The organism is Halorubrum distributum JCM 13561 (genome assembly GCF_000337395.1).
GTDB lineage: Archaea > Halobacteriota > Halobacteria > Halobacteriales > Haloferacaceae > Halorubrum > Halorubrum distributum.
In genome coordinates this window covers 1-23,641 of record NZ_AOJF01000057.1, presented here as the reverse complement: position 1 = coordinate 23,641, position 23,641 = coordinate 1, and the positions used below count along the sequence as shown (strand labels likewise).

At 68.2% G+C, this 23,641-nt stretch carries 21 protein-coding genes, 1 tRNA gene and 2 pseudogenes; 12 read left to right on the top strand and 12 right to left on the bottom strand.

What is annotated here, in order from left to right; translation table 11 throughout:
- Positions 1–55: 55 nt before the first annotated feature.
- A complete protein-coding gene (locus C470_RS13580) occupies positions 56–343 on the top strand; it encodes a hypothetical protein (protein WP_004595213.1) in 288 nt (95 codons plus the stop codon).
- Positions 344–445: 102 nt separating this feature from the next.
- On the opposite strand, the gene C470_RS13575 is transcribed toward C470_RS13580, so the two are convergent.
- Positions 446–1,489 (bottom strand): NAD(P)/FAD-dependent oxidoreductase, encoded by a 1,044-nt coding sequence (locus tag C470_RS13575; RefSeq protein WP_008367939.1) that lies wholly within the window; start codon positions 1,487–1,489, stop codon positions 446–448.
- An 82-nt stretch (positions 1,490–1,571) separates the two neighbouring features.
- The gene (locus tag C470_RS13570; RefSeq protein ID WP_008367937.1) at positions 1,572–2,132 is read right to left on the bottom strand and encodes a universal stress protein; all 561 of its coding nucleotides are present in this window, start codon (positions 2,130–2,132) and stop codon (positions 1,572–1,574) included.
- Between the two features lie 383 nt (positions 2,133–2,515).
- Between C470_RS13570 and C470_RS13565 the strand changes: the two genes are divergently transcribed.
- The 4 genes and pseudogenes from C470_RS13565 to C470_RS13555 all read left to right on the top strand — a co-directional run bounded on the left by C470_RS13565 (position 2,516) and on the right by C470_RS13555 (position 6,671).
- Entirely contained in the window at positions 2,516–2,812 is a 297-nt protein-coding gene (locus C470_RS13565; RefSeq protein ID WP_049908748.1) for a hypothetical protein, read from the top strand.
- A 174-nt stretch (positions 2,813–2,986) separates the two neighbouring features.
- Positions 2,987–4,485: pseudogene (gene sufB / locus C470_RS13560) on the top strand (Fe-S cluster assembly protein SufB).
- Positions 4,486–4,489: 4 nt separating this feature from the next.
- Positions 4,490–4,630, top strand: a complete 141-nt coding sequence (locus tag C470_RS16525) for a DUF7563 family protein (protein ID WP_432508932.1) — start codon at positions 4,490–4,492, stop codon at positions 4,628–4,630.
- A 691-nt stretch (positions 4,631–5,321) separates the two neighbouring features.
- Complete coding sequence (locus tag C470_RS13555) at positions 5,322–6,671, top strand: OFA family MFS transporter (protein ID WP_008367933.1); 1,350 nt, start codon at positions 5,322–5,324, stop codon at positions 6,669–6,671.
- Here the strand turns inward: C470_RS13555 and C470_RS13550 are convergent.
- A complete protein-coding gene (locus tag C470_RS13550) occupies positions 6,651–7,259 on the bottom strand; it encodes a class I SAM-dependent methyltransferase (protein WP_004595217.1) in 609 nt (202 codons plus the stop codon). The two genes, C470_RS13555 and C470_RS13550, sit on opposite strands and share 21 nt — an antisense overlap.
- Before the next feature lie 84 nt (positions 7,260–7,343).
- Between C470_RS13550 and C470_RS13545 the strand changes: the two genes are divergently transcribed.
- Positions 7,344–8,108, top strand: a complete 765-nt coding sequence (locus tag C470_RS13545) for a pirin family protein (RefSeq protein WP_008367931.1) — start codon at positions 7,344–7,346, stop codon at positions 8,106–8,108.
- Between the two features lie 522 nt (positions 8,109–8,630).
- On the top strand, positions 8,631–9,158 hold the full coding sequence (locus tag C470_RS13540) for a hypothetical protein (protein ID WP_008367929.1): 528 nt from the start codon (positions 8,631–8,633) through the stop codon (positions 9,156–9,158).
- A gap of 85 nt (positions 9,159–9,243) precedes the next feature.
- Here the strand turns inward: C470_RS13540 and C470_RS13535 are convergent, their stop codons facing one another.
- Entirely contained in the window at positions 9,244–10,287 is a 1,044-nt protein-coding gene (locus C470_RS13535; RefSeq protein ID WP_008367927.1) for a succinylglutamate desuccinylase/aspartoacylase family protein, read from the bottom strand.
- Positions 10,288–10,395: 108 nt separating this feature from the next.
- Between C470_RS13535 and C470_RS13530 the strand changes: the two genes are divergently transcribed.
- Positions 10,396–11,751, top strand: a complete 1,356-nt coding sequence (locus tag C470_RS13530) for a putative ATP-dependent zinc protease (protein WP_193365842.1) — start codon at positions 10,396–10,398, stop codon at positions 11,749–11,751.
- 369 nt (positions 11,752–12,120) lie between these two features.
- Here C470_RS13530 and C470_RS13525 read toward each other — a convergent pair whose 3' ends face one another.
- A complete protein-coding gene (locus C470_RS13525) occupies positions 12,121–12,717 on the bottom strand; it encodes a DNA-3-methyladenine glycosylase family protein (RefSeq protein ID WP_008367925.1) in 597 nt (198 codons plus the stop codon).
- A 149-nt stretch (positions 12,718–12,866) separates the two neighbouring features.
- Here C470_RS13525 and C470_RS13520 point away from each other — a divergent pair, with 149 nt between their 5' ends.
- The gene (locus C470_RS13520) at positions 12,867–14,849 is read left to right on the top strand and encodes a 3-hydroxyacyl-CoA dehydrogenase/enoyl-CoA hydratase family protein (RefSeq protein WP_008367923.1); all 1,983 of its coding nucleotides are present in this window, start codon (positions 12,867–12,869) and stop codon (positions 14,847–14,849) included.
- 22 nt (positions 14,850–14,871) lie between these two features.
- Here C470_RS13520 and C470_RS13515 read toward each other — a convergent pair.
- The 3 genes and pseudogenes from C470_RS13515 to asd form a co-directional block, all read right to left on the bottom strand.
- A pseudogene (locus tag C470_RS13515) lies at positions 14,872–15,498 on the bottom strand (class I SAM-dependent methyltransferase).
- A 77-nt stretch (positions 15,499–15,575) separates the two neighbouring features.
- Positions 15,576–15,788 (bottom strand): hypothetical protein, encoded by a 213-nt coding sequence (locus tag C470_RS13510; RefSeq protein ID WP_008367919.1) that lies wholly within the window; start codon positions 15,786–15,788, stop codon positions 15,576–15,578.
- A 57-nt stretch (positions 15,789–15,845) separates the two neighbouring features.
- Positions 15,846–16,892 (bottom strand): aspartate-semialdehyde dehydrogenase, encoded by a 1,047-nt coding sequence (asd, locus tag C470_RS13505; RefSeq protein ID WP_008367918.1) that lies wholly within the window; start codon positions 16,890–16,892, stop codon positions 15,846–15,848.
- Positions 16,893–17,109: 217 nt separating this feature from the next.
- On the opposite strand from asd, the gene C470_RS13500 reads away from it, so the two are divergent.
- Complete coding sequence (locus C470_RS13500) at positions 17,110–18,795, top strand: Na+/H+ antiporter NhaC family protein (RefSeq protein WP_008367916.1); 1,686 nt, start codon at positions 17,110–17,112, stop codon at positions 18,793–18,795.
- A 266-nt stretch (positions 18,796–19,061) separates the two neighbouring features.
- Here the strand turns inward: C470_RS13500 and C470_RS13495 are convergent, their stop codons facing one another.
- Together C470_RS13495 and C470_RS13490 are read right to left on the bottom strand one after the other, a co-directional pair.
- Complete coding sequence (locus C470_RS13495) at positions 19,062–20,138, bottom strand: hypothetical protein (RefSeq protein WP_008367914.1); 1,077 nt, start codon at positions 20,136–20,138, stop codon at positions 19,062–19,064.
- The gene (locus C470_RS13490) at positions 20,135–20,341 is read right to left on the bottom strand and encodes a hypothetical protein (RefSeq protein ID WP_008367913.1); all 207 of its coding nucleotides are present in this window, start codon (positions 20,339–20,341) and stop codon (positions 20,135–20,137) included. The genes C470_RS13495 and C470_RS13490 overlap by 4 nt, the downstream gene beginning before the upstream one ends.
- A 182-nt stretch (positions 20,342–20,523) precedes the next feature.
- Here C470_RS13490 and C470_RS13485 point away from each other — a divergent pair, with 182 nt between their 5' ends.
- On the top strand, positions 20,524–21,258 hold the full coding sequence (locus C470_RS13485; RefSeq protein WP_008367910.1) for an MBL fold metallo-hydrolase: 735 nt from the start codon (positions 20,524–20,526) through the stop codon (positions 21,256–21,258).
- Between the two features lie 245 nt (positions 21,259–21,503).
- Here the strand turns inward: C470_RS13485 and C470_RS13480 are convergent.
- A tRNA-His gene (locus C470_RS13480) sits at positions 21,504–21,576 on the bottom strand.
- Positions 21,577–21,736: 160 nt separating this feature from the next.
- Between C470_RS13480 and C470_RS13475 the strand changes: the two genes are divergently transcribed.
- Positions 21,737–22,192, top strand: a complete 456-nt coding sequence (locus C470_RS13475; RefSeq protein ID WP_004595233.1) for a DUF5814 domain-containing protein — start codon at positions 21,737–21,739, stop codon at positions 22,190–22,192.
- 58 nt (positions 22,193–22,250) lie between these two features.
- Here C470_RS13475 and C470_RS15410 read toward each other — a convergent pair whose 3' ends face one another.
- Positions 22,251–23,501: an RNA-guided endonuclease InsQ/TnpB family protein gene (locus C470_RS15410; protein ID WP_008367909.1), complete on the bottom strand. Its 1,251-nt coding sequence runs from the start codon at positions 23,499–23,501 to the stop codon at positions 22,251–22,253.
- Positions 23,502–23,641: the final 140 nt, after the last annotated feature.

The following is a 23,641-nucleotide window of genomic DNA, read 5'->3' as shown; positions in this document are numbered from 1 at the left end:
CAAAACATATTTGAGAAGTGAAATGTTTTAGTCGGCGGAGCGCGTACGGTGAGATATGTACCAAGGTTCCATCACCTCGGCGGAGGCGCACCGGCCGATCGGCTCCGAGTCGCCGCCGGGCAGTCGCTCGCCGCTGGGAACGCTCGCGTTCCTCGCGCTCATCCTCGCACCGTTCGTCGCGCTCGCGTACCCCGTCGCGACCGTCGCGCTGCTGACCGGCACCGTCGCGCTCGCCGTCCTCTCGCGGTCGGTCCTTCGGACTCTGCGCCGGCGCAGCGGGCGCGTCCAGACGCTCACGCTCCCCGGTCTGGGGACCGTCGAGTACCGCATCACGACGAACTAAGCGCTCCGGCCGCGGATCGGTCCGCTCTCGAATCGCTCTTTCAGAAAAGACTCGTTCCCCCGGCAGCGACGCCGCGGTCGACCGCGGCGGCGCCCCCTGTTTTCAAATACCGTACGCGACGCGCTCGCCGACGTCGAGCCCGTTCGCGATCGCGGCGTGGAGCCGCCCCTCGCCGGCGACCCAGTCGCCGAGCAGGTACAGCCCCGCGTCGCGCGCCGAATCGACCGGCCCGCGGTCGACGCCGCCCTCGGGCAGCGCGTAGCGCCACCCCTGATGGTCGGTCCAGGCGGGGTCGGCCAGCCGCTCGTCGCCGACGATCTCGGCGACGTGGTCGGCGAGCGCGGCGACGTTCTCCGCCGGGTCGTCGTCGTACTTCGCGTCGGACCACGCGTCGTTCGCCTGGACGACGAGCAGCGTCTCGCCGTCCGGGACGTGGCCGGCCTTACACTCCTCGCGGGAGATCCAGCCGACCGCGTGCTCCTTGTCGGTGTTGACGAGCGCGTAGTAGGGGACGTCGAGCGCGAACGGGTAGCGGAGGACCGCGGTCCAGACGCTGCGGTACTCGACCGCGCCGACCGCCTCGACGAGCGTCTCGCGGAGCGGGTCGTCCCACTCGGCGGTCCGGAGCAGCTCGGCCGTCTGCGGGGCCGGCGGATTTAGGAGAAGGACGTCGAACGGGCCGTGGGTGGCGCCGTCGGCGTCGTCGAGTTCCCATGTATTCTCGGGCTCGACCCGTCGAACCGTCTCGACGCGGGTCCGTCGGTGGACGGTCGCGTCGGTGCGGCTGAACAGGCGCTTGGCGATCTGGGTGAGGCCCCGCCGGTAGCTCCACTTGTGTTCGTCGGCGTCGCGGCCGGGGGACACCGCCCCGTCGGCCTCGAAGGTGTACACCGGGTCCGTCACGTCGACGAGCCCCTCGTCGTCGAGCGTCTCGGTTATCAGTTCGACGACGCGGTCGTCGTCGCTCTTCAGGTAGTTCGCCCCGTAGTCGTACGTGAGGTCGTCGTGGCGGCGAGTCGCGGCTCGCCCGCAGAGCCCGCCGGACTTCTCCAGCACGGTCACGTCCGCGTCGGGTACGGTGCCGTCGACCACGAACGCCGCCGCGGCCGCCCCCGCGCCCGCGCCGACGATGCCTACGTCAGTCACACCGATCGTTGGGGTTCGACCCACTTAACCGGTCGTCTCGCGGCCGCTAGCAGCGACACGCGCGGCGGCGAGTGAAAGGCGGTCAGTCGTCGGCGCCGACGACCAGCACGGGCGCGGACGCGCCCCGCTGGACCCGGGTGGGAACCGTCTCGGGGTGGACGAGCCGGTCGAGGCCCGTGCGGCGGGCCGAGCCGACCACGATCAGGTCCACGTCGTGGGCGTCGGCGAAGTCGAGGACCTCCTCGTGGGGCGTGCCGTACCGGAACCGCTCCGCCACGTCGACGCCGACCGCCTCGCCGCGGGCCGCGGCGTCCTCGACGAGCGCCTCGCCGGTGCGTTCGCGGCGCTCGACGACCATGTCCCAGCCCTCGGCCGTGTCGACGACGTACAGCGCGTCGACCGTCGCGCCGTGGGCGGCGGCGACGTCCAGTCCCGCGTCGACCGCGGCGCGGCCGGCCTCGTCGTCGCCGGTGACGACGAGCACACGATCGAAGACGGAGCCGACGCGGTCGCCGTCCGCGGCGAAGCTCTCTGCGGGCTCCGCGGCCGCAGTCGAACCGTCGGACCCTGCGGTCGCGGTCGGATCGGCGGCGTCGGCAGCATCGGTGGCGTCGGTGGAGTCGGTGTCGATTTCGGCGGACATGTGTGGGAGGCCTCGCCCGTTTGCGGAGGGCAGTTGTGTTCGCCTCACCCTTCGAGCGGACGCCATTTAACGATTTTCGACAGTATAGACGATTATCATTATCTATACGGTCGTACTCCGGAATATAGTACAATATTCTATCATCTATCCCGATATTTCTTCATAAACGTCTATTCAGCTGAACGGCGAATTCGAGAACTATCGGACGCTTCGGCCCGAGACCGATCGAGGAGCGTGTCGCCGCGGCGGTTACTGCTGGCCACTCGGTTCGGTTGACGGTGCCACTGGCTACCGAGGAGTCGTGCTCGGCTGGAGTCGTTCGCGAGCACCCCGAGTGTGGCTTGGCGCAACAGTTCTTCACAGTGGGTGCCGATACATTAACCATGACCGACGAATTCGACGTCCCAACCGAGCCGCGGGCTGCGGTCGACGCGCTGGCGACCCACTTAATTGCGACCGCAGATCGCCCGGTACCGCCAGCGACGAACCGATGGCTCGGAGAGGCCGAAGCCGTCGCCCGCGATGCCACCAGTGACGATCTTGACGCGCAAACCAGACGGAAACGGGTTCGCCAAGTTGCCACACTGCTCGAGTCGGCCGACGAAACGGACGACACCGTCGCTGACCGTCACATCGAAGCGGCGATCGCGTGCTGTCGAGTCGTTCTCGCTACAGAGTGACGGTGATCCCGTTCGTGCGGAGTAGCCCTCTTGCCACATAGTAAATTCTATCAATTAGAGAAACCAAATTAAACCTCGTAGAGTTATTCTCTTTCGTTAAAGAAACCTGTATAGGTTACAAATGTGTGTTTTAGCGCATCACACTTATATTCGTAGTCTCTGAAGAATACGTTGATGAGTTCACAACAAGACGATCTCAAGGAGACGAACACCGAGGCCCGATTCGAGTTCAAGAAGGAGGAGAACTCCGCGTTCAAAAGCGAGAAGGGCCTCACCGAGGAGACGGTCCGCGTCATCTCGGAGGATAAAGACGAACCGGAGTGGATGCTGGAGCGCCGCCTGCGCGCGCTCGAGCAGTTCCAGGAGATGCCGATGCCGACCGACTGGCCCGGCCAGCCGGACCTCTCGGAGGTCGACGTCGACGAGATCATTCCCTACATTCGGCCGGACGTCGACGTCCGCGCCGGCGTCGACGACTGGACGGAGCTCCCGGACGACATCAAGGACACCTTCGACAAGCTGGGCATTCCGGAGGCCGAGAAGAACGCGCTCTCGGGCGTCGGCGCGCAGTACGAATCGGAGGTCGTCTACCAGAACATGCAAGAGCGGTGGGAGGAGAAGGGCGTCATCTTCTGTAACATGGACGAGGCCGTCCAAGAGCACGAGGAGCTCGTCCGCGAGCACTTCATGACGAACTGCGTCCCCCCGAGCGACAACAAGTTCGCGGCGCTTCACGGTGCCATCTGGTCCGGCGGTTCGTTCGTCTACGTCCCCGAGAACACTACGGTCGACATGCCGGTCCAGGCGTACTTCCGGATGAACTCCGAGGGGATGGGCCAGTTCGAGCACACGCTCATCATCGCCGAAGAAGGCTCGGAGGTTCACTACATCGAGGGCTGTTCCGCCCCGAAGTACTCGAAGTTCAATCTTCACTGTGGTGGTGTCGAAGTCTTCGTCGACGAGGACGCGCACGTTCAGTACTCGACCGTCCAGAACTGGTCGAAGAACACGTACAACCTGAACACGAAGCGCGCCATCGCCGAGAAGGGCGGGCGCATGGAGTGGATTTCGGGGTCGATGGGCTCGAAGGCGACGATGCTGTACCCCTCGACGATCCTGAAGGGCCGCGGCGCCTCCGACAACCACATCACCATCGCCTTCGCGGGCGAGGGCCAGGACATCGACACCGGCGCGAAGGNGCCTCCGACAACCACATCACCATCGCCTTCGCGGGCGAGGGCCAGGACATCGACACCGGCGCGAAGGTGTACCACAACGCGCCGGACACCAAGTCCACCGTCGAGTCGAAGTCGATCGCGAAAGATGGCGGCCGCACGAACTACCGCGGCCTCGTCCACATCGCGGACGGCGCGGAGAACTCCTCGACGGCCGTGGAGTGCGACGCGCTGATGTTCGACAACGAGTCGACGTCGGACACGATGCCGTACATGGAGATCAACGAGTCGAAGGTCGACGTCGCCCACGAGGCGACCGTCGGCAAGATCGGCGACGAGGACATCTTCTACCTCCAGTCGCGCGGGCTTGACGACGACGACGCCAAGCAGATGATCGTCTCGGGGTTCATCGAGCCGATCACGGAGGAGCTGCCAATCGAGTACGCCGTCGAGCTGAACCGGCTCGTCGAGCTCGAGATGGAGGGCTCGCTCGGGTGATTTGATGCCGGAATGTGCACACTGTGGAGCACACGTCTCACAACAATTTGTGACCGTGTTCGGGTTAGACGGTGGTGACGTAGTCGCCTGTCCGGCGTGTTCCGGTCGGGCACACATCGCAGAGACGATCGTGGATCGGTACTAGTCGGGGACCATGGAACACTGCTTTGCGTGCGAAACCGATTACGGGTACCTCGGAACGGCCCCGCACGAAGGGTCCTGTCCAGCCTGCGGCTCGACTACTGTCACCCCAGCAGGTGACCTCAGCGTCGCCGACACGACGACGTGGGAGAGTGCGAACGGGCTCTCAACGATCCACGTGACGGCGACCGACGACCGGTCGCGTCTCTTTGAATTCGTGATTGCGGCGCGGCGAGGACGAGGGAAGCTCGTCTGTCTCGCGATCGATGGGGTGACCGTACCCACCGAGACGGTGTGGTCGGTTCCATCTGCCGTCGCGACGAGAGTTACCGCGCAGGGCATCAGAATCAGCGACTCGATGCCGGCTCAAGAGCCGTGATGGAAGTATAGACGACACACGGTCGGCTGCGCCTGTTCTGCCCCGATCACGAGAGTGAGTACGACGAGGGGCGCAGGCCGGATCTGCCCCCGGTAGAGACGCGCCGCGGCGGACCTCGACGCGCTCTGCGCGTCGCCGGCCGTCGGGAGCATTTCGGCCACGGGTCCACGGGGCAAGTACGGCTCCAACGACGCGTTTTAATCGATCAGTCCGAAGAGTACCAGTACGAGCGCGAGCGACGCGACGGACCGGCTCCGCACTGCGATCGAGGCACACGACATGACACCGAACACTACCACGCGGTCGACGAACGACAATGGGTAACGACGAATCGGACGCCTCGGCCGCCGAGACCGACGGAACAAGCGACGATGGGCCGGCCGGCGGCGTCGACTACGCCGCGCGCGCGGCCGACGTCCTCGGCTTCTCGCGGTGGTGGCAGATCGCCGCCGCGGCCGGGATGATGGCCGCGGTGAGCCCGTACCAGTACGTCTGGTCGTCCATTTCGCCGGCGCTCTCGGAGGGGCTCGACATCGCGCTGCCGGCGCTCGGCGCAGTGTTCTCGTTTTACGTCGTGTTCCAGTCCCTCTCGCAGTTCCCCGCGGGCAAGTGGCGGGACAGCCGCGGACCGGGCGCGCTCACGTTCCTCGCCGCGGTGCTGGCCGGCGGCGGGTACATCGGCCTCGCGTACGCGACGAGCCTCTGGCAGCTGTACCTCCTCTACTCGCTCGGCGCGGTCGGCGTCGGTATCGTCTACACGGTCGCGGTCAACACCGCGGTCAAGTGGTTCCCGGACCGGACGGGGCTGACGACCGGCGTCGGGACGATGGCGTTCGCCGCCGGGAGCGCCCTCGTCGTCCCGTACGTCCGCGCGAACGCGACCGTGGCGGCGTACAGCGACGTGCTCCGAAACATCGGGATCGGCATCCTGGTCGTCACGCTCGTCGGCTCGTTCCTCCTCCGGGACCCGCCGGAGGACTGGCTGGATCGGAAAGACGGTGACGACGACGACGAGGGGCTCGCGGCGTCGATCCGGGGCCGCAACTACTCGACGCGCGAGATGCTCTCGACGTGGCAGTTCTGGCTGCTGTACGCGATGTTCATCGCGATGGCGAGCGCCGACCTGCTCGTCATCGCGAACGTGGTCCGGTTCGCGGAGAACTTCGGGCTCGCGGCGTTGATCGCCACGCTCTCCGCGACCCTGCTGCCCGTCGCCGCGGGCGTCTCGCGGCTGATCCTCGGCGAGGCGACCGACCGCTTCGACCGCAAGCGCGTGATGGCCGGGTCGTTCCTCCTCGCCGGCCTGTTCCGGATCGGTCTCGTCGGCGCCGGGGAGGCGAGCAACGGGGCGGTCTTCGTCGCGTTCGTCCTCGGGGCGATGTTCTTCTCCTCGCCGCTGTACGTGTTCTTCCCCTCGCTCTTGGCCGATTACTACGGCGCGGCCAACTCCTCCGGCAACTACGCGGTCCTGTACACCGCGAAGGTCGGCGGCGGCGTCTTCTCCGGCGTCGTCGCCGGCTACCTCGTCGCGTCGACGGGGTGGAACGCCACCTTCGTCCTCGGCGGCGGGCTGGCGGTCGCGGCGGGGCTGGCGACCTTCGTCCTCCGCCCGCCGAGCGGCTCGGGGCTGGAGTCGCCCGAGGCGTCACGGGAGCGTCCCAACTAAGGCGTAGAACGGGTCCCCACCCGGGCGTTCCGCGATCCGGTCGGTGACCGCGAACCCGCCCGCGTCGAGGTACCGCTCGACGAGGTCAGCCCGCTCGGCCATCGAGGCGGCCCGCCACGCGCGGACCGCCTTCGTCGGGAACATGCGGTTCGAGAAGCTGACGACGACGGTGCCGCCGGGGGCCAGAACGCGGGCGAACTCGGCGAACGTGGGCCCCGGGAACTGGAGGTACTGGACCGACAGCGCACAGCAGACGACGTCGAACGAGCCGTCGGCGAACGGCAGCGACTGGTCGGCGTTGAGGTCGCTGACGACGAACTCGTCGAGGCGGTCGTTGGCGGCCAGCTCCGCCTCGTTGAGCCCGTGGCCGACGACGCGGGCGTATTCGACGTCGGGCAGGTGCGACACCCAGCTGCTCATCGCGTCGAGGACGCGGTCGCCGGGCTCGGTCACCGAGGCGTACAGCTCGGTCAGCCGCGCGAGGAACGCGTCGTCCGCGTGGGTGACGAACCGCGGCTCGGCGTAGAACGTCTCGTCGGGGCGGTCGTCGCGCTTGCGGCGGTCGCGGTCCGAGAGGACGGTCGGCACGATATCGGAACGCGGAGCGCGGGACAAAAGAGCGCGTCGCCCCCACCGGACGGCTTTTTACCGCGGGGATTTTACCATTTGGTAATGGACTCCACCACCGCCGCCGACCGCGGCCTCCACCCGGCGCCCCGCTCCGAGGTCTTTCGAGATCAGGGGAAGTTCCGCACGCGGTTCAACTTCCCCGGGCGGAACCTCCCGGACCACGACGACCACGGGTACGGCCCGCTCTCGACGGTCGTCGAGTCGTTCATGGACCCCGGCACGCTGATCCGGATGCACCAGCACCGCGACGAGGAGATCGTCTCGTGGGTGCCCGCGGGCGTGATGCGCCACGACGACCGCGTGGGCAACGAGCTCGTCACCGACTCGGAACACCTCCTCGTGATGAACGCCGGGTCCGGGTTCTGGCACGCCGAGGAGACGCTGGCGGACGACCCGCCGCTTCGGATGCTCCAGATCTTCGTCCGCCCACAGGAGATCGGGTTGGAGCCCGGGATCCAGCACGGCCCGCTGCCCGAGCCCGAGCCGAACGAGTGGCGTCGCGTGTTCGCCCCTGCGGGCGCAGACCACCCGTTCACCGTGCGCAACGCGGTGGACTGCTACGACGTCCGCCTCGACGCGGACGCGGGCGCGACGCTCCCCGAGATCGAGGGTCGCGACGCCTACGTGTACGTGTTCGAGGGGACCGCCGCGGTCGACGGCGCCGACCTCGCCGAGACGGAGAGCGCACTGTGGACCGGCGACGGCGCCCCGCCGACCGTGACCGCGGGCGACGAGGGCGCGACCGTCGTCGCCTACCTCGTCGACCCGGACGCGCCCGTGACGCGGCAGGGAACGATCGGGCGGTAGGGGACAGCGGGGGGACGTGCGCCACCCCCGGACGCGATACAGTATTTAAATGACCAGGAGCGACGGCGACGATTGTTTATAAACGAGCTGCGGTGGCGCGCGCCTCCGAGTGGCCGCCGTCGGCGGCCACGAGGAGCGCGTGCGAGGGAGTCAGTCGGCCGGAGCGCAGCGGAGGCCGACTGACGAGGCTGGGGAGGTGTGAGGTGCGGTCGCCGTGCGGTATGGGGCGGGGCTCAAAGGGGCAGTCACGAGGGCGGCGCAGGCGACGCAAGCACCGCAGGGAGCGAACGAAGTGAGCGACCGAGGCGCGCAGCAAGCGTGCGCCGCCCTCGTGGCTGGGGCTTTGGCGGTGTCCGCCATCGCTCCGTCAGTAGCGGCTCATAACTGAGCAGCGAGGGCTTTTAAGAAGTTCACAGCAGAGCCGTTGTCCACTTATAAACGATCTGCCGAGACGGCTGACACAGATTATAAACCCGAGTAAGGTCGGAAAGGCTCAACTCCCGGCCCGCCAAACCCCGAGCCATGCGCACCCCGCTCGCGGCCGCCGGGCTCGTCGCGCTCGGCGTCCTCCTGATGGCGAACCCCCTGTTCCTCCCCGTCTCGGTCGGCGAGCCGAACCCCGCCTACACGCACACGGTTCAGCCGGTGGGCGAGGGGTCGGTCGCCGGCATCGGGTCGCCGGCGACCGACACCGCGAACGGCTCCAACGCCTCGGCCGCGGTCGTCGCGTACGCCGACCTCGCGCCCGAAGTCCGAGAGGCGTTCGACCGGGCCCGCGACGCGCCGGAGGGCGGGTTCGGCGTCGAGGACCCGGACGAGCGCGTCGACTCGCTGTCGTACCCGACGGAGCCGACGCTCGGGGACGGGCTGCTGATCGTCGAGCGCGACGGCGAGCCCTACGAGTTCTGGACCCGGACCGTCGAGCGCGAGCCGGGCGCCGTCGTCGCGCAGCGGGTCTTCCTCCAGCCGGTCGCGTTCCTCGTCGGCTTCCTCGCGGTCGTCGCCGGCGCCGCGGTCGGGCTCCGGGAGCGGCTCGCCGGAGAGGAGTGACGGTGCCGATTTCGGCGCGACGGCGACCCGCCGCACCGCGACGGCGACCCGCCGCACCGCGACGGCGACCCGCCACACCGCGGCCTCACTGCCGCGACGTCGACGCCGGCTGCCCCACGGGCTTCGGCGCGTCGCCGGCCTCGATCGCCCGGCGGGTCGACTCGCCGATCTCGACGAGGTGACAGAGGGGGTTGCCGGGGTAGACGACCGGGTTCTCCAAGAGACCGATGAGGAGGCCGGTGAAGGGGGCCTCGATGCCGACCGCGTCCTCCTTGAACGGGTTGGTGATCGTCGCGATGCGTTGGCCCTCGCGGACGAGCGACCCGCTCTCGAAGTGGGTGTCGACGATGCCGCCGGAGTCGGCGCGCAGCCACGTCTTCTCGCCCGCGCCGGCGACGATCGTGCGCCAGCCGGGCCAGCGCACCGTGTCGGTCTCCAGCAGGCCGTACTCCGCGAAGACGGAGCGGACGCCCGCGAGCGCGTCGTCGATCAGCGGGCGCTGGAACCGGTGGGCCTCCCCCATCTCGATCGTGATCGTGGGGATCCCGGCGTCGGTCGCCTCGCCGCGGAGGGTGCCGCCCGGGCCGTCGCTGTCGATTATCACCTTCGAGCCGAACGCCATCGCGAGCCGGTGGACCGCCTCGTCGGTCATGTCCGCGCGGACGTGAAGCATGTTCGTCCGGCCGCGGGTGGAGGTGTGGAAGTCGAGCCCGAAGTCGCACGGCGCGATGAAGTTCTCGTAGATCTGATGGGCCATCCGCTTCGAACTGGTCGACCCCGGCTTCCCGGGGAACGACCGGTTCAGGTCGCGGTCGTACACCGGGAGGTACCGCTGTTGCGCGAGGAAGCCGGGGACGTTGAGGACGGGGAGACAGACGAGGGTGCCGGCCAGCCGCGAGAGGTCCCACTCGTGGGCGACCTCGCGGACGACCTCGATCCCGTTCAGCTCGTCGCCGTGGGCGGCCGCGGTGAGGAACGCGGTCGGCCCGTCGCGCTCGCCGTTGACGATGGTGACCGGGATCCGCACCGGGTCGCCGAGGTACGTCTCGCTGATCCCGTAGCGGATGTTCTGCGTCTCGCCGGGCGGCACCGCCCCGCCGTTGTACGTGAACGCCCGGTCGTCGCTCATGCCAAAGCGGAGCGCGGGGCCGGGTATATATATGGCGGCCCGGAGATTCGGGGGGCGACCGCCGAACCGATCGGCGCGTCTTTTAGGACGGCCCGCGCAGGAGCAGGTATGAGTTCGGACTCCGTTCGGGTGGGAGTGTTGTCGCTGCACAACAGCAAGGAGACGAAGGCGATCTGCAACGCGGTCGAGGACCTCGGCCACGAGCCCGTGTGGCTCCGCGAGGAGAACGCGGCGGTCAGCGTCGAGGACGGCGACGTCTCCGTCGAGCCCGCGGTCGACGTGATCGCGAACCGGCTCCTCCTCTCGAACACAGACCAGCCCGCGGAGCTTTTGGGGCTGGCGACGACGTTCGAGCGCATCCGACCGATGCTGAACGAGCCGGACGCGGTGCTCGCGTCGATCCACAAGTTCGCGACGGCGGCGACGCTCGCCGACTGGAACATCCGCGTGCCCGACGCGCTGCTCGCGCTCTCGAACGACCGCCTCAACGAGGGCCGCGAGCGGTTCGGCGACGTGGGCGTGTACAAGACCGCGATCGGGACCCACGGCGGCGGGACGTGGAAGGTCGACCTGACCGAGCGCGTGAACCCGAAGGTGGGGAACCGGCAGGCGTTCCTCCAGCAGCTGATCGACCGCGACGACGAGAAGCACCGCGACCTGCGGGTGTACGTCGTCGGCGACGAGATCGTCGGCTCGATGTACCGCTACGCGCCCGAGGGCGACTGGCGCACCAACGTCGCGCTCGGCGGCGCGGTCGAGGACGCGACCGACGACATGCCCCAGGAGGCCGCCGACACCGCCCTCTACGCGGCCGAGGTGATGGGGCTCGACTACGCCGGCGTCGACCTCGTCGAGGGGTACGACGGCTGGTACGTCCTCGAGGTGAACCCGACCGCCGGCTTCAAGGGCCTCTTCGAGGCGACCGGCACGAGCCCCGCCCCGCACATCGCGAAGCTCGCGATCGAGACGGTCGGCGGCGAGGTGGACGACGAGGCGGTCGAGCGCGTCGCCGCGACGCTCGACGACTCGCGGCCCTCCTGTGCGCCCGCGCCGAAGCCGAGCTCGACCGAGCAGCCAGACATCGGCTACATCGAGGAGGTCGTCGTCACCGGCACCTCCGGCTCGACGCAGGCGCTCGCGAAGTCGGACACGGGCGCGACCCGGACGAGCATCGACACCCAGCTGGCCGCCGAGATCGGCGCCGGCCCGATCAAGAGCATGACGCGCGTCAAGTCGGGCAGCATGAAGGGCGGGAAGGCCCGCCCCGTGGTCGACCTCGTCATCGGTATCGGGGGCAACCAGCACACCGTCACCGCGAGCGTCGAGGACCGCGGGCACATGGAGTACCCCCTGCTCCTCGGCCGCGACATCCTCACCGACTACCGGGTCGACGTGCGCCGACGTGCCGACACCGACGAAACGGAGCGCGACGAGGCGGGCGAGATCCTCGAAGAAGAGGAGTAGCGAGGACAGAAACTGACTCGGAATCACCTCGGTGGCGCGTGCCTGCGAGCGGCCGCCCTCGGCGGCCGCGAGAAGCACGCGCGAGGGAGTCGGTGGTCCGGAGCGCAGCGGAGGACCACCGACGAGGCTGGGGAGGTGTGAGGTGCGGTGCCGTGCGGGGCGGGATTCGAAGGGGCAGCCGCGAGGCGGGGCGCAGGCGACGTAAGCACTGAAGGGAGCGAGCAACGCGAGCGACCGAAGCGCGCAGCGAGCGTGCGCCCGCCTCGCGGCTGGGGCTTCGGCGGTGTCCGCCGTTGATCAGTAGGCGCGTACGTATCGCCGAGCGACTGGCACTCGGACAACGCTCACGAGCGATCCATACCCAACCGATTACGACTCGTATTCGGCCCAGATATACCGCGTGCCGTAGCTCCGGTAGGGGCGCCACGCCTCGCCGATCTCGCGCATCTCCGCGCGCGACAGCTCTTCGCCGCTGTGGTACACCTGCTCGATCCCCTTCCGGACCGCGAGGTCGCCGAGCGGGAGCACGTCCTCGCGGCCGAGCGCGAAGATCAAGAACATCCGCGCGGTCCACTCGCCCACCCCACGAATCTCAGTCAGGCGGTCGGCGACGGCCTCGTCGCTCACGCCGGCCAGCCCTTCCCGGGTGAAGTCGCGCTCGTCGTCGCGGAACGCGGTCGCGACGTTGCGCAGGTACTCGACCTTCGTGCCGCTGAGTCCGGGCTCGCGCAACGCATCTTCGTCGGCCGCGAGGACGCGGTCGGGCGTCGGCTCGCCGCCCAGCACGTCCAGGAACCGCTCGCGGATCGCGTTCGCGGAGGCGGTCGAGAGCTGCTGGTTCACGATCGAGGTACAGAGCCGACCGAACTCGTCGTCCGCGGGCGCGACGTCGAGCGGGCCGTGTCGGTCGACCAGCGCCGCCATCGTGGGATCCTCGCGAAGCGTCGCCGCGACGTCGTCGTCCATGTCCGGGAGACGGGACCGCACGCACGAGTACGTTCGGTTCCGTTCCCCGACGCGGGGCGATCCGGCGTAGCCTGCCCTAATAAACTTACAGTACGTTTCGCGTTTGGAAGATGAAAACGTTCAACCATGACGGTTCCGACCGTTCGGGTATGCAGCTCGAAGACGTTCAGCGCGTGGCAGTGCTCGGTGCCGGAAACATGGGGCACGGCATCGCGGAAGTGGCGGCGCTCGCCGGCTACGACGTGTCGCTCCGCGACATTAACGACGAGCTCGTCCAGAACGGATACGACCAGATCGAGTGGTCGCTCGGCAAGCTCGCCGAGAAGGACCGGATCGGCGACGACGAGGCCGACGCGGCGCTCGACCGCGTCGACGCGTTCGTCGACCTCGAGGACGCGCTCGACGGCGCCGACGTGGTCGTCGAGGTCGTTCCCGAGAAGATGGCGATCAAGAAGGACGTGTACGACGAGGTCGTCGAGTACGCGCCCGACGAGGCCGTCTTCGTCACCAACACCTCCAGCCTCTCCATCACCGAGCTCTCCGAGGTCACCGACCGCCCCGAGCGCTTCTGCGGCATGCACTTCTTCAACCCGCCGGTGCGGATGGACCTCGTCGAGGTCATCTCCGGGAAGCACACCTCGGAAGAGACCCTCGAACTGATCGAGGGGCTCGCGGAGTCGATGGGGAAGACCCCGGTCCGCGTCCGGAAGGACAGCCCGGGCTTCATCGTCAACCGTATCCTCGTCCCGCTGATGAACGAGGCGGCGTGGATCGTCGAGTCCGGCGACGCGACGATGGAGGCGGTCGACTCCACGACGAAGTTCGACATGGGCCTGCCGATGGGCTCGTTCGAGCTCGCCGACCAGGTCGGCGTCGACGTGGGGTACCACGTGTTGGAGTACATGCACGAGGTCCTCGGCGACGCCTACCGCCCTTGCCCCCTGCTCGGCGAGAAGGTCGAGGCGGAAAACCTCGGCAAGAAGACCGGGAAGGGCTTCTACGACTACGAGGACGGCGACGGCGCCCAGATACCCAGCGACGCGATCGACGCCGACGTCCGCCGCCGCCTGCTCGCGGTGATGGCCAACGAGACGGCCGGCCTCATCGGCAACGACGTGGCCGACGCCGACGACATCGACGAGGCCGTCAAGCTCGGCGCCGGCTTCCCCGACGGCCCGGCCAAGCTCGCGGACGAGGAGGGGCTCGACACGCTCGTCGAGACGCTCGACGCGCTCGCCGAGGAGACCGGCGAGGCGCGCTACGAGGCGACCGACTACCTCCGTGAGGCCGCCGAATCCGGCGGGTTCCGGGGCGCCGCGGGCGACGCGAGCGACGCCGAGGGCGGCCCCGACTACGAGGTGCTGAACGTGGAGGTCGACGGCCGAGTCGGCCACGTCGAGATCGACCGCCCGCACCGGATGAACACCATCAGCGGCGAGGTGCTCGACGAGCTCGCCGAGGCGATCGACCGGCTCGACGCCGACGACGAGGTCCGGGCGATCCTCCTGTCCGGCGCCGGCGACCGCGCCTTCTCCGCGGGCGCGGACGTCCAGAGCATGGCCGCCGGCGGCGCCGACCCGATCCACGCCGTCGAGCTCTCCCGACAGGGACAGCAGACGTTCGGCAAGTTCGAGGAGTCGGACAAGCCCGTGGTCGCCGCCATCGACGGCTACTGCCTCGGCGGCGGGATGGAGCTCGCGACCGCGGCGGACATGCGGATCGCCTCGGAGCGCTCCGAGCTCGGCCAGCCCGAGCTCGACCTCGGCCTGCTCCCGGGGTGGGGCGGCACGCAGCGCCTCGCCCGGATCGTCGGCGAGGGGCGCGCGAAGGAGATCATCCTCACCGCCGACCGCTACGACGCCGAGACGATGGCCGACTACGACTTCGTCAACGAGGTCGTCCCCGACGACGAGCTCGACGAGCGGGCCCGCGAGCTGGCCGAGCAGCTGGCCGGCGGCCCGCCGATCGCACAGAAGTACACGAAGCGCGCGATCCACGCCGGGCGGACGGACAACGAGGCCGGCCTGGAGGTCGAGGCGATGGGCTTCGGCCACGTGATGAACACCGACGACCTCATGGAGGGGGTCACGGCGTTCATGGGCGACGGCGAGCCCGAGTTCGAAGGGAAGTGAACGAATAGCGGTCCGCGGCGGCTCACTCGGCCAGCCGCGCCGCGAAGAGCGTCCAGCGCGCGTCGTCGCCCTCGGCGAGCGAGTCGCCGACGGTCCGCTCGCGCTCGACGACGAACCCGGCGTTCCGGAGCTGCGTCCGCGTCGCTTCGGCGCCGGCGATGTGCCACTACATCTCGACGCCGGTGTCGAGCCAGTCGGGGTTCGCGCCGGTCCACTCTTCCGGGCCCTCCGAACAGAGCAGCCGACCGCCCGCTCCGAGTACGCGGGCGAACTCGTCGACGACGGACTGGTGTTCCGCCGCCGGGACGTGGATGAGCGAGTGGAACGCCGTCACCGCGTCGAAGGCGCCGTCGCGGAACGGGAGGGCGGCGATGTCGCCCTGTGCGAGCGCCGCGTTCGGGACGCGCTCGGCAGCCAGATCCAACTGCGTCCGCGAGATGTCGGTCCCCACCGCGGTCGCCGACGCGCTCAGGTCGGCGAGGACAGGCGTCCCCTGTCCACAGCCCGCGTCGAGGACGCGCGCGGCCGCCGGCAGCGACTCGCGGAACTCGGCGAGCACCGTGCGCCCGGTGCCGTCCTCGACGCGGTCGGCGGCGTACGCCGCCGCGATCCGGTCGTATCCGCGGCGGACGGCGTCTTTCTCGACCATGCGAGACCCGTTCCGCGACGCGCCTGTTCAACGCTTCGGTCGCCGAGACAGTGCGGGCGAGCCCGGCCCGGAGCCGCCTACAGGGGCGTGTCGGCCGCCGCGGCCACCTGCCTGCCGACGCTCCCGACGAGGTACGCGACGGCGGCGACGAAGAGCACGATACCGACGGCGTCAGAGACGCCGGGGAGCGCGGACTCGACGAAGTCCGGCAGCGTCGTCGCCCCCGACAGCGGGAGCAGGAGGACGGCGACGCCTCGACGGAGGGACCGCTTCACGGTTGGCGCTGCCATGGCGTCGGCGAACGGAACGCGGAGAATAAAGTGAGTGTCGGTCGGCGGCCGGCGCGCTTAGACGTACCCCTCTTCGACGAGCAGTTCGCCGTTGAGCAGGGAGGCGCCCGCCGCGCCGCGGATCGTGTTGTGCGCGAGGCAGTTGTACTTCGCGCCGGCGTCCGTCGTCTGGACGCCGCCGGCGACGATTCCCATCCCGTCCGCGTACGTGCGGTCGAGGCGGGGCTGCGGGCGTTCGGGCTCGTCGTCGCCGAACACCTTGATCAGCTGGTCGGGCGAGCTCGGGAGGTCGCCGGCGCCCTCGAACGAGCGCATCGCCTCGCGGAGGTCCGCCGGCGATGGGTCGTCGGCGAACTCGGCGAAGACGTTCTCCAGGTGGCCGTCGAGCGTGGGGATCCGGTTACAGGAGGCGGCCACGTCGGCGTCGTGGAGCGCGACCTCGGCGCCGTCGAACTCGCCGAGCAGCTTGCGCGACTCCGTCTCCATCTTCTCCTCCTCGCCGCCGATGTGCGGGATGGCGTTGTCGATGATCTCCATCGAGGTGACGCCGGAGTAGCCGGCGCCCGAGACCGCCTGAAGCGTCGAGACGCGGACGCTCTCCAGGCCGAACTCGTCGATCGCCGCGAGCGTCGGCACCATCGTGATCGTCGAGCAGTTCGGGTTCTTCACGAGGGCGCCGTCCCAGCCCCGCTCGTCGCGCTGGACCTCGATCAGGTCGAGGTGGTCGGGGTTGATCTCCGGGATGGTGAGCGGCACGTCCGCCGCCATCCGGTCGTTCGAGGAGTTCGAGGAGACGACGTACCCCTCCTCCAGGAAGGCCGGCTCGACCTCGGCCGCGACGCCCGAGGGGAGCGAGGAGAAGAGGAGGTCGACGTCGTCGCCCGCGATGCCCGCGGGCGTCGTCTCCGCGACCTCCATCCCGGCCACGTCCGCCGGGATGGGCGTGTCGACGCGCCACTTGGCCGCCTCGCGGTACGTCTCGCCCGCGCTCTCCGAGCTCGCCGTGACCGCGGCGAGGTCGAACGTCGGGTGGTCGTCGAGCAACTGGATGAATCGCTGGCCCACGGCGCCCGTCGCGCCGAGGATGCCGACTCGGACAGACATTGCGCGTGGGTCCGTGACAGGGACGTAAGTGCGTTCGGATAGGCGTCGATACCGCCGGTCGCGGTCCGGTCGCGCTCGCGGGCCGGTGCGGTCCGGTCGCGCTCGCGGGCCGGTGCGGTCCGGTCGCGCTCGCGGGCCGGTGCGGTCCCGTCGCGGTCGTGCGTTCTCCGTCGCTCGGTGATCCCTTTTAAATATGGGTGCGTGGTACTCGCACGCTATGTCCGAGTTCGGAGCGCTCTCGATCGTCCCGCCGCTGCTCGCAATCGCGCTGGCGATCCTCACCCGCAAGGCGATCCTCTCGCTGTTCCTCGGCATCTGGTCGGGGGCCGTGATCTACACGGGCGGGCTCGGGATCGTCCAGACGTTCGACTGGATCGTGGCGGCGATCATCGCCGACGACGGGTTCCAAGCGACGATCCTCGTGTTCACGCTGCTGCTCGGCTCCGGCGTGGCGCTGGTGTGGAACCTCGGCGGGACGTACGCGATCCGCGACTGGGCGATCGAGCGCCTCGACACGCAGCGCAAGGCGGGGCTGGCGGCGTGGGTGCTCGGGATCGTCCTCTTCTTCGACGACTACGCCAACACCGCAATCGTCGGCTCGGCGATGAAGGACGTCTCCGACCAGCTCCGGATCTCCCGCGAGAAGCTCTCGTACATCGTCGACTCCACCGCCGCCCCCGTCGCCACGCTCGGGATCTCCTCGTGGGTCGCGTTCCAGCTGTCGCTGATCGAGGAGGGGTACGCGGAGGCGGGCGTCGCCGCGGCGAACCGGCCCAGCACCTTCGAGGTGTTCCTCTCCTCTATCCCGTTCAACATGTACGCGATCCTCGCGATCGCGATGGTCGCCATCGTGGTGCTGTGGGGCCGCGACTACGGCGAGATGCTGACGGCCGAACACCGGTCGTGGACGACCGGGCGGGTCACCCGCGAGGGCGCGGAGCCGATGCAGGACGTGGCCGGCGAACTGGGGGAGCCGCCGGCGTCGACGCCGCGGCTGATCAACTTCTTCGCGCCGGTCGGCGTCCTGATCGTCGTCACGGTCGCGACCGCGTTCTGGTCCGGCGGCTTCGCGCCGACCGGCTTCCTGTCGGACCTCCTGGCGGCCCAGTTCGGGAGCGCGGGCGACCGCCTGTGGAACGCGGTCATCAACGCGGACTTCGCGACCGCGCTGATGATCGGCGCCTTCGGCATGGTGTTGTCCGGGTTCGTCCTCGGAAAGGTCTACCGGGTCTTCGGCTTCGGCGACGCGACTGAGTACACCGTTGACGGGTTCGGGATCATGCTCACCGCGGTGTCGATCCTCGTGCTGGCGTGGGGGATCGGCGAGGTCATCTCCGCGTTGGAGACGGGCCAGTACGTCGCCGAGGCGACGGTCGGAACGGTCCCACAGGCCGTCCTCCCGGCGCTCGTGATGGTCGTCGCCGGGTTCATCGCCTTCTCGACCGGGACCTCTTGGGGGACGATGGGGATCATGACGCCCATCGCGGTCCCCATCGCCTGGGAGGTCACCGGGGGCGGCGCGGAGGGGCACACCCTCGTCGCGGTGATGGTCGGCGTCATCTTCTCCGGAGCCATCTTCGGCGACCACAGCTCGCCTATCTCCGACACGACGGTGCTGTCCGCGACGTTCACCGGCGCGGACCTCATCGACCACGTCCGCACGCAGATCTACTACGCGGTCACCGTGGGGCTCGTCTCGGTGGCGCTGCTGCTCGTGTGGGGCTTCCTCGGGATCACGCCGTTCGTGCTGCTCCCGGTCGGGGTCGTGATACTCGTCGCGCTCGTCTACCTGCTCTCCGAGTTCGACGCCAATCGACGCGGGATCGACCCCGTCTCCGTGTCGGAACCGCAGGAGCCGGAAGCGGACACGATCAGCGTCGGTGGCAGCGAAAAACGGGAGTGACGGTCTCCCAGCGGTCCTTTTAACCGCTCCGGGCGGCTACCGTCGAGCGCGCGCCATTAGTCCCCGCCCGAGTACTCCCCGATGGGAGCGATGACAGCGCGGAGAACCCAGGCGCGCTACATCGGTCGCTGACGCGACCCGCCCGTCGCCGCGCAGGCGACCGCCCGCCACGAGGGTTTCCCGGTCGACGCGGCACGCCGCCGGAGATGAGACCGGTCGTTAGTGTCGCGGGCGACACCGACGCAACGGAGAGCGACCGCCATCGCTCACTCCGAGTCGCGCAGCACTAAGGGGCCGATGGCGAGCGTGCGCTTCGCGAGGGTGAGGACGCGGAGCAGGTAGGAGACGAAAAGCGAGAACGGGAGGAGCGCGACCGCGAACGCGCCCCCGACGGCGAGCGTCACGTGGTCGACGCCGAGGGTGCGACCCGGGAACGTCCCTGCGTCGACCGCCGTGAGCATGAGGCCCGCGACGACCAGCGCCGGCACCGCGGCGTACAGGATGAGCCGCGAGAGGTCGATCAGCGCCCACTGGAAGTACAACGTCTTGACGTGCTCGCGGGCGGGCCCGAACAGCGACACGGTCGCTTTCAGCTCCCCGAGGCGTCCCCGTTCGTCGTCGGTGAGCGCCTCGTCGTGGTCGGCGGCGATGCGCTCGATCTGTCCGATCTTCGGGCCGTAGTCGAAGTTGAGCGCGGCGAAGACGACGTCGAAGGAGCCGAACTCGGCGCCGTCGAGCTGGCCGCGAACCGCGTCGGCGTTCTCGGTGAGTCCCGTCACGAGGTCGTCGACCTCCGATCGGAGCGCGTCCCGGCGCGACCCGTCGGCGTCGTCTCCCTCGTCGTCCACCGAGTCGCGGAGGTCTTGGGCGTGCCCCGCCGCGGCGCCGAGGATCGCGTCGAGGAACGCGGCCGGGTCCGTGGGCGTCGGCCCGTCGGTCAGGTCCGCGATGTCGTCCCGGACCGCGAGCGTGTCGTCCATGCGCTCCCGCTGGTCGCCGAGCGGGCCGTTCTCCTGCGTGAGCACGAGCTGTCCGATCGTGACGACGAGGGTCGCCCCGGTGACGATCGCCGTGATCATCGACGCGAACAGCGTCTCGATCGGGTCGCTCGCGCCGACCTTCGTCGCGAGCGACGGCGAGAGCGCGACCGCGACGGCGACGAACGCGACGAAGACGGCGAACGTCAGGACCGCCGCGACGACGAGCCGGTTCGCGCGCAACAGCAGCCAGAGCTTCACCCGGTTCTCGCCGGCGCGCTCGCGCATCGTGTCGGCGGTGTCCGCGCTGCTGTCGGCGTCGGGAGCGTCGTCCGTGCCCGACGTCGCCCCCGCCGGACCGGTCATCGCCGCCCGACGCACGCCGCGAGTTCGTCGGCGTCGCGCTCGGGACCGATCGCTCGACCGCCGAGTCCGCCCTCGAACCCCTCCTCAAACGCGGTGCCGTGGCGATCGGGACACCCGTCGAGAGCGCTGAGAAATCCGGCCTCTACCGCGGCGTCGGCCCGAATCGTGTCCCGTCGGTTCAGACGCCTGTGGGGTTCGGTCATACTCCGAGGGATCACCTCCCATCGGAATAAAACTCGCCCGTGAGCGGAGCGGCGGCCGGCCGCGTCGACGCCGAAGAGAGCCCGTATCGGCGGCGTTCGAGCGTGCGTGCCGCGAGCTCGCCGCCGCGTGCGCCGAGTGAGCGCGCCACAAGTCACAACCCGCGGCTCCCCGAAAGAGAGGTATGCCGACAGACGCCGACCTCGACGTCACCCTCGCCCGCAACGCCACGGTCCTCGCGACCGTGGACGAGACGTCCTTCCTCGTCGATCCGCTGTTCGCCTCGCAGGGCGCGCTGCCCCCGATCGATAACACTCCGAACGACCGGAACAACCCGCTCGTCTCGATGCCCGAGGTCGATCTCACGCACGACGCGGTGGTCGTCACCCACCGCCACCCGGACCACTTCGACGAGGCGGCGGCAGCGGAGCTCGACGCGGACGTGCCGCTGTTCTGCCAGCCGGCCGAAGAGGACGCGTTCGTCGAGGACGGCTTCACCGACGTGCGACCGGTCGAGGAGACGGCCTCGTTCGACGGCGTCACGCTCCGCCGGACGCCCGGCCGCCACGGACACGGGGAGTTGGCCGAGCAGATGGGCCCCGTCTCCGGGTTCGTCTTCGAGGGCGCCGAGACGCTGTACCTCGCCGGCGACACGGTCTGGTACGAGCCCGTCGCGGAGACGCTCGCGCGGTTCGAGCCCGACGCGGTCGTCCTCAACGGCGGCGCGGCGCGGTTCAACGAGGGCGAGCCGATCACGATGGGCGTCGACGACGTGACCGCCGTGCGCGAGGCCACCGACGCCGCGGTCGCCGTGGTCCACATGGAGGCGATCAACCACTGCCTGCTCTCGCGCGAGGAGCTTCGGGCGGAGACCGAGGACGTGCTGGTCCCGGAGGACGGCGAGCGGATCGAGTTCTAATCGGTTCGTCGTCACGTTTCGCGAAAAGGTCCGGGTGCGAGAATCGAACCTCAGTCGCTCCGCTCGCGTTCGCTCGCTTCGCTCCCTGTTTCGTTTCTCTGCGGAGCCTCGCGGCTCGCGGTGTCGCTCGCCGCGAAAAGGTCCGGGTGCGAGAATCGAACCCGAGCGAGACTCGCTCCGCTCGTCTCGCATGATTCAATCTCGCCTTCCGGACTTTTCGCTCCTCACTCCGTTCGTCGGAAAAGGTCCGGGTGCGAGAATCGAACCCGCGTCTCAGCCTCCACAAGGCTGAAGGATAGTCCACTACCCTAACCCGGACACGCGTCGCAAAGTACCCCGCTTCGGTAAATAACGGTTACGACTCCCGGACGGGCGTGGCATCGAGTGGCGTCCGGGACGGAGCGTCCGGCCGACGGGTCGCGCGCTGCTCCGATCACCGCGCCGCTTTTTACGATCCGCGGCGTATCGGAGCGTAACTGTGGCCTTCACCGACAAGATCTACGTGAAAAACCACCGGCAGCTCGCCTCCCAGCTGGAGGCGAACATCCCGAAGGGGGCGTTCGCCGGCGCCACCCTCGACCTGCTTTTCACCGGCGACGGCCTCTCGAAGCTCGACGAGACGACCCGCGACCGCGTCCTCGACTTCGCCGAGGACTTCCTCGACTGCGACTGCGACTCGAACCCCTACTGCGGCCATCCCGAGGAGAAGTTCATGCGCTACGTCCTCGAACTGCGCGCCGAGGGGCTCGGCCCGCAGGCCATCGTCGACGTGATGACCGACGATTACATGGTGTACGCCTACACCGGCGACGTGCTCTCGTTCCTCGACGACTCGGTCCGGAAGCTGGAGGCGATCGAGACGCTCGCGGACGTCGACGGCAACGGAGAGATGTCCGAGCGGGCGCGGAAGGCGAAACGGGAGCTGTCCGGGTGACATCCTCCTCGCCGTAAACGGAGAGGCTTCCCGTATCGCAGGTGGGATATTTGCTGGTCTACGACACGACCTGTTCTCTCGTGTGAAACGTCCCGCTCTCGCGGTCGAACAAGTATGTCGATGGCTGTGCCACACAGCCGTTACTCCTATCCTCGCCGTGAGGACTCGGAGTTATCTTCTGACGCATATTCTCCGCCCCGTTACTATCTGCGTTGGCTACCAACTCGCACGACGAACAGACGTACAGGCCACGTTCGACACGGTTCGATTTCGTGTCGTCTCCACATCGTGAACACGTTTTCGAGGTGTTCCACTCGTTCTCTTTCAGTACCTCTACACCCCGCATCTCGCCTTTGTATTCGAGGTACTGGTAGATGCGGTCGAACGCCCACGAGTGGAGCTTCTTGTTCCCGGTCTTGCCCCAGTCTGACGCTCGCACGTCTTCAGGCCAGCTCACCGCGAGCGTGCCAACACCGCGTTCGACACACTCCGCGATGATGGCGTCCGTCAACGTGTGATAGTAATGTGTCTCACGTTTGGAGAGTTTTCGACGTGCCCACATCGACTGCTCTGACGGGCCACTCTCTCCCTCGGTGTCGTACTCAGCTCTGGTGAAGTAGTGTTTGTCTTCTTTGAGCGAGTTACCGGGGTACAACACGTATTCGTCGGGGAACGCGACTGTGGCGATGTTTGTGATGCCGAGGTCGATCCCTGCGATGCCGTCGCCTGCTGTGTCGGCAGATTCGAGCTCGACGTCACAGACGAAGTGGAGTTCCCACTCGTCACCGTTCCAGACGGCACGAACGTTCTGTACGCTGTTGACTTCCGAGAGATCAACATCTGGTCGGGTCTGGTACTCACAAAGCAGGAAGTCTGAGAAGTGTTTTTTCAGATTCGAGCCTTTCGAGAGTCGGACCCGGTCGTTCTCAGGATCGTGTTTGAATCCGTCTTCTTTGAACGTGACCGTGGAACGTGGCCGGGTGTTACCGTGTTTGCGGTAGCCGGGCGGATTCGCCTCATCGAACTTGTGTCGCAGATCGAACCAAGACTGGAAAGCGTCAGAAAGTTCTTCGATGACTTTCTGACTGGATTGTGCGTTCAAGTCTTTCCAGCACGGCTGGTTCTTCATGTACGATTTCAGCGCTCCTGAATCGGGGATCTCGCCGGTTGCGTCCCAGATACGATCGGCTGTCCATCGTGCGACGTTCCAGATTTTGGAGGCGGAATCTCCGAGCGAATCAAGACCATCGCAGACCTGTTGGTGGTTCTTGATGGAACCAACGTAGGTGCGTGTGGCCTTAATCGCCATACATAGCCTATGTAAATACACTTACTTAACGGTGTGGATGAGCGTGGAATATCCAGCCTGCAATCGGTGAGAGATTGTGTCAACGCTGTCGGATTCACTCTCGGCGTAAACGCCGGGATTCTCTCCTCGTAGAAAGATAG

Excerpts from the sequence above, each read along its gene's own strand:
- C470_RS13565 (WP_049908748.1), top strand. The coding sequence starts at position 2,516 with ATGACCGACGAATTCGACGTCCCAACCGAGCCGCGGGCTGCGGTCGAC.
- C470_RS13555 (WP_008367933.1), top strand. The coding sequence starts at position 5,322 with ATGGGTAACGACGAATCGGACGCCTCGGCCGCCGAGACCGACGGAACA.
- C470_RS13495 (WP_008367914.1), bottom strand. The coding sequence starts at position 20,138 with ATGACCGGTCCGGCGGGGGCGACGTCGGGCACGGACGACGCTCCCGAC.
- C470_RS13540 (WP_008367929.1), top strand. The coding sequence starts at position 8,631 with ATGCGCACCCCGCTCGCGGCCGCCGGGCTCGTCGCGCTCGGCGTCCTC.
- C470_RS13500 (WP_008367916.1), top strand. The coding sequence starts at position 17,110 with ATGTCCGAGTTCGGAGCGCTCTCGATCGTCCCGCCGCTGCTCGCAATC.
- C470_RS13570 (WP_008367937.1), bottom strand. The coding sequence starts at position 2,132 with ATGTCCGCCGAAATCGACACCGACTCCACCGACGCCACCGATGCTGCC.
- C470_RS16525 (WP_432508932.1), top strand. The coding sequence starts at position 4,490 with ATGCCGGAATGTGCACACTGTGGAGCACACGTCTCACAACAATTTGTG.
- C470_RS13510 (WP_008367919.1), bottom strand. The coding sequence starts at position 15,788 with ATGGCAGCGCCAACCGTGAAGCGGTCCCTCCGTCGAGGCGTCGCCGTC.
- C470_RS13485 (WP_008367910.1), top strand. The coding sequence starts at position 20,524 with ATGCCGACAGACGCCGACCTCGACGTCACCCTCGCCCGCAACGCCACG.
- C470_RS13535 (WP_008367927.1), bottom strand. The coding sequence starts at position 10,287 with ATGAGCGACGACCGGGCGTTCACGTACAACGGCGGGGCGGTGCCGCCC.
- C470_RS13520 (WP_008367923.1), top strand. The coding sequence starts at position 12,867 with ATGCAGCTCGAAGACGTTCAGCGCGTGGCAGTGCTCGGTGCCGGAAAC.
- C470_RS13545 (WP_008367931.1), top strand. The coding sequence starts at position 7,344 with ATGGACTCCACCACCGCCGCCGACCGCGGCCTCCACCCGGCGCCCCGC.
- C470_RS15410 (WP_008367909.1), bottom strand. The coding sequence starts at position 23,501 with ATGGCGATTAAGGCCACACGCACCTACGTTGGTTCCATCAAGAACCAC.
- C470_RS13580 (WP_004595213.1), top strand. The coding sequence starts at position 56 with ATGTACCAAGGTTCCATCACCTCGGCGGAGGCGCACCGGCCGATCGGC.
- C470_RS13530 (WP_193365842.1), top strand. The coding sequence starts at position 10,396 with ATGAGTTCGGACTCCGTTCGGGTGGGAGTGTTGTCGCTGCACAACAGC.
- asd (WP_008367918.1), bottom strand. The coding sequence starts at position 16,892 with ATGTCTGTCCGAGTCGGCATCCTCGGCGCGACGGGCGCCGTGGGCCAG.
- C470_RS13525 (WP_008367925.1), bottom strand. The coding sequence starts at position 12,717 with ATGGACGACGACGTCGCGGCGACGCTTCGCGAGGATCCCACGATGGCG.
- C470_RS13490 (WP_008367913.1), bottom strand. The coding sequence starts at position 20,341 with ATGACCGAACCCCACAGGCGTCTGAACCGACGGGACACGATTCGGGCC.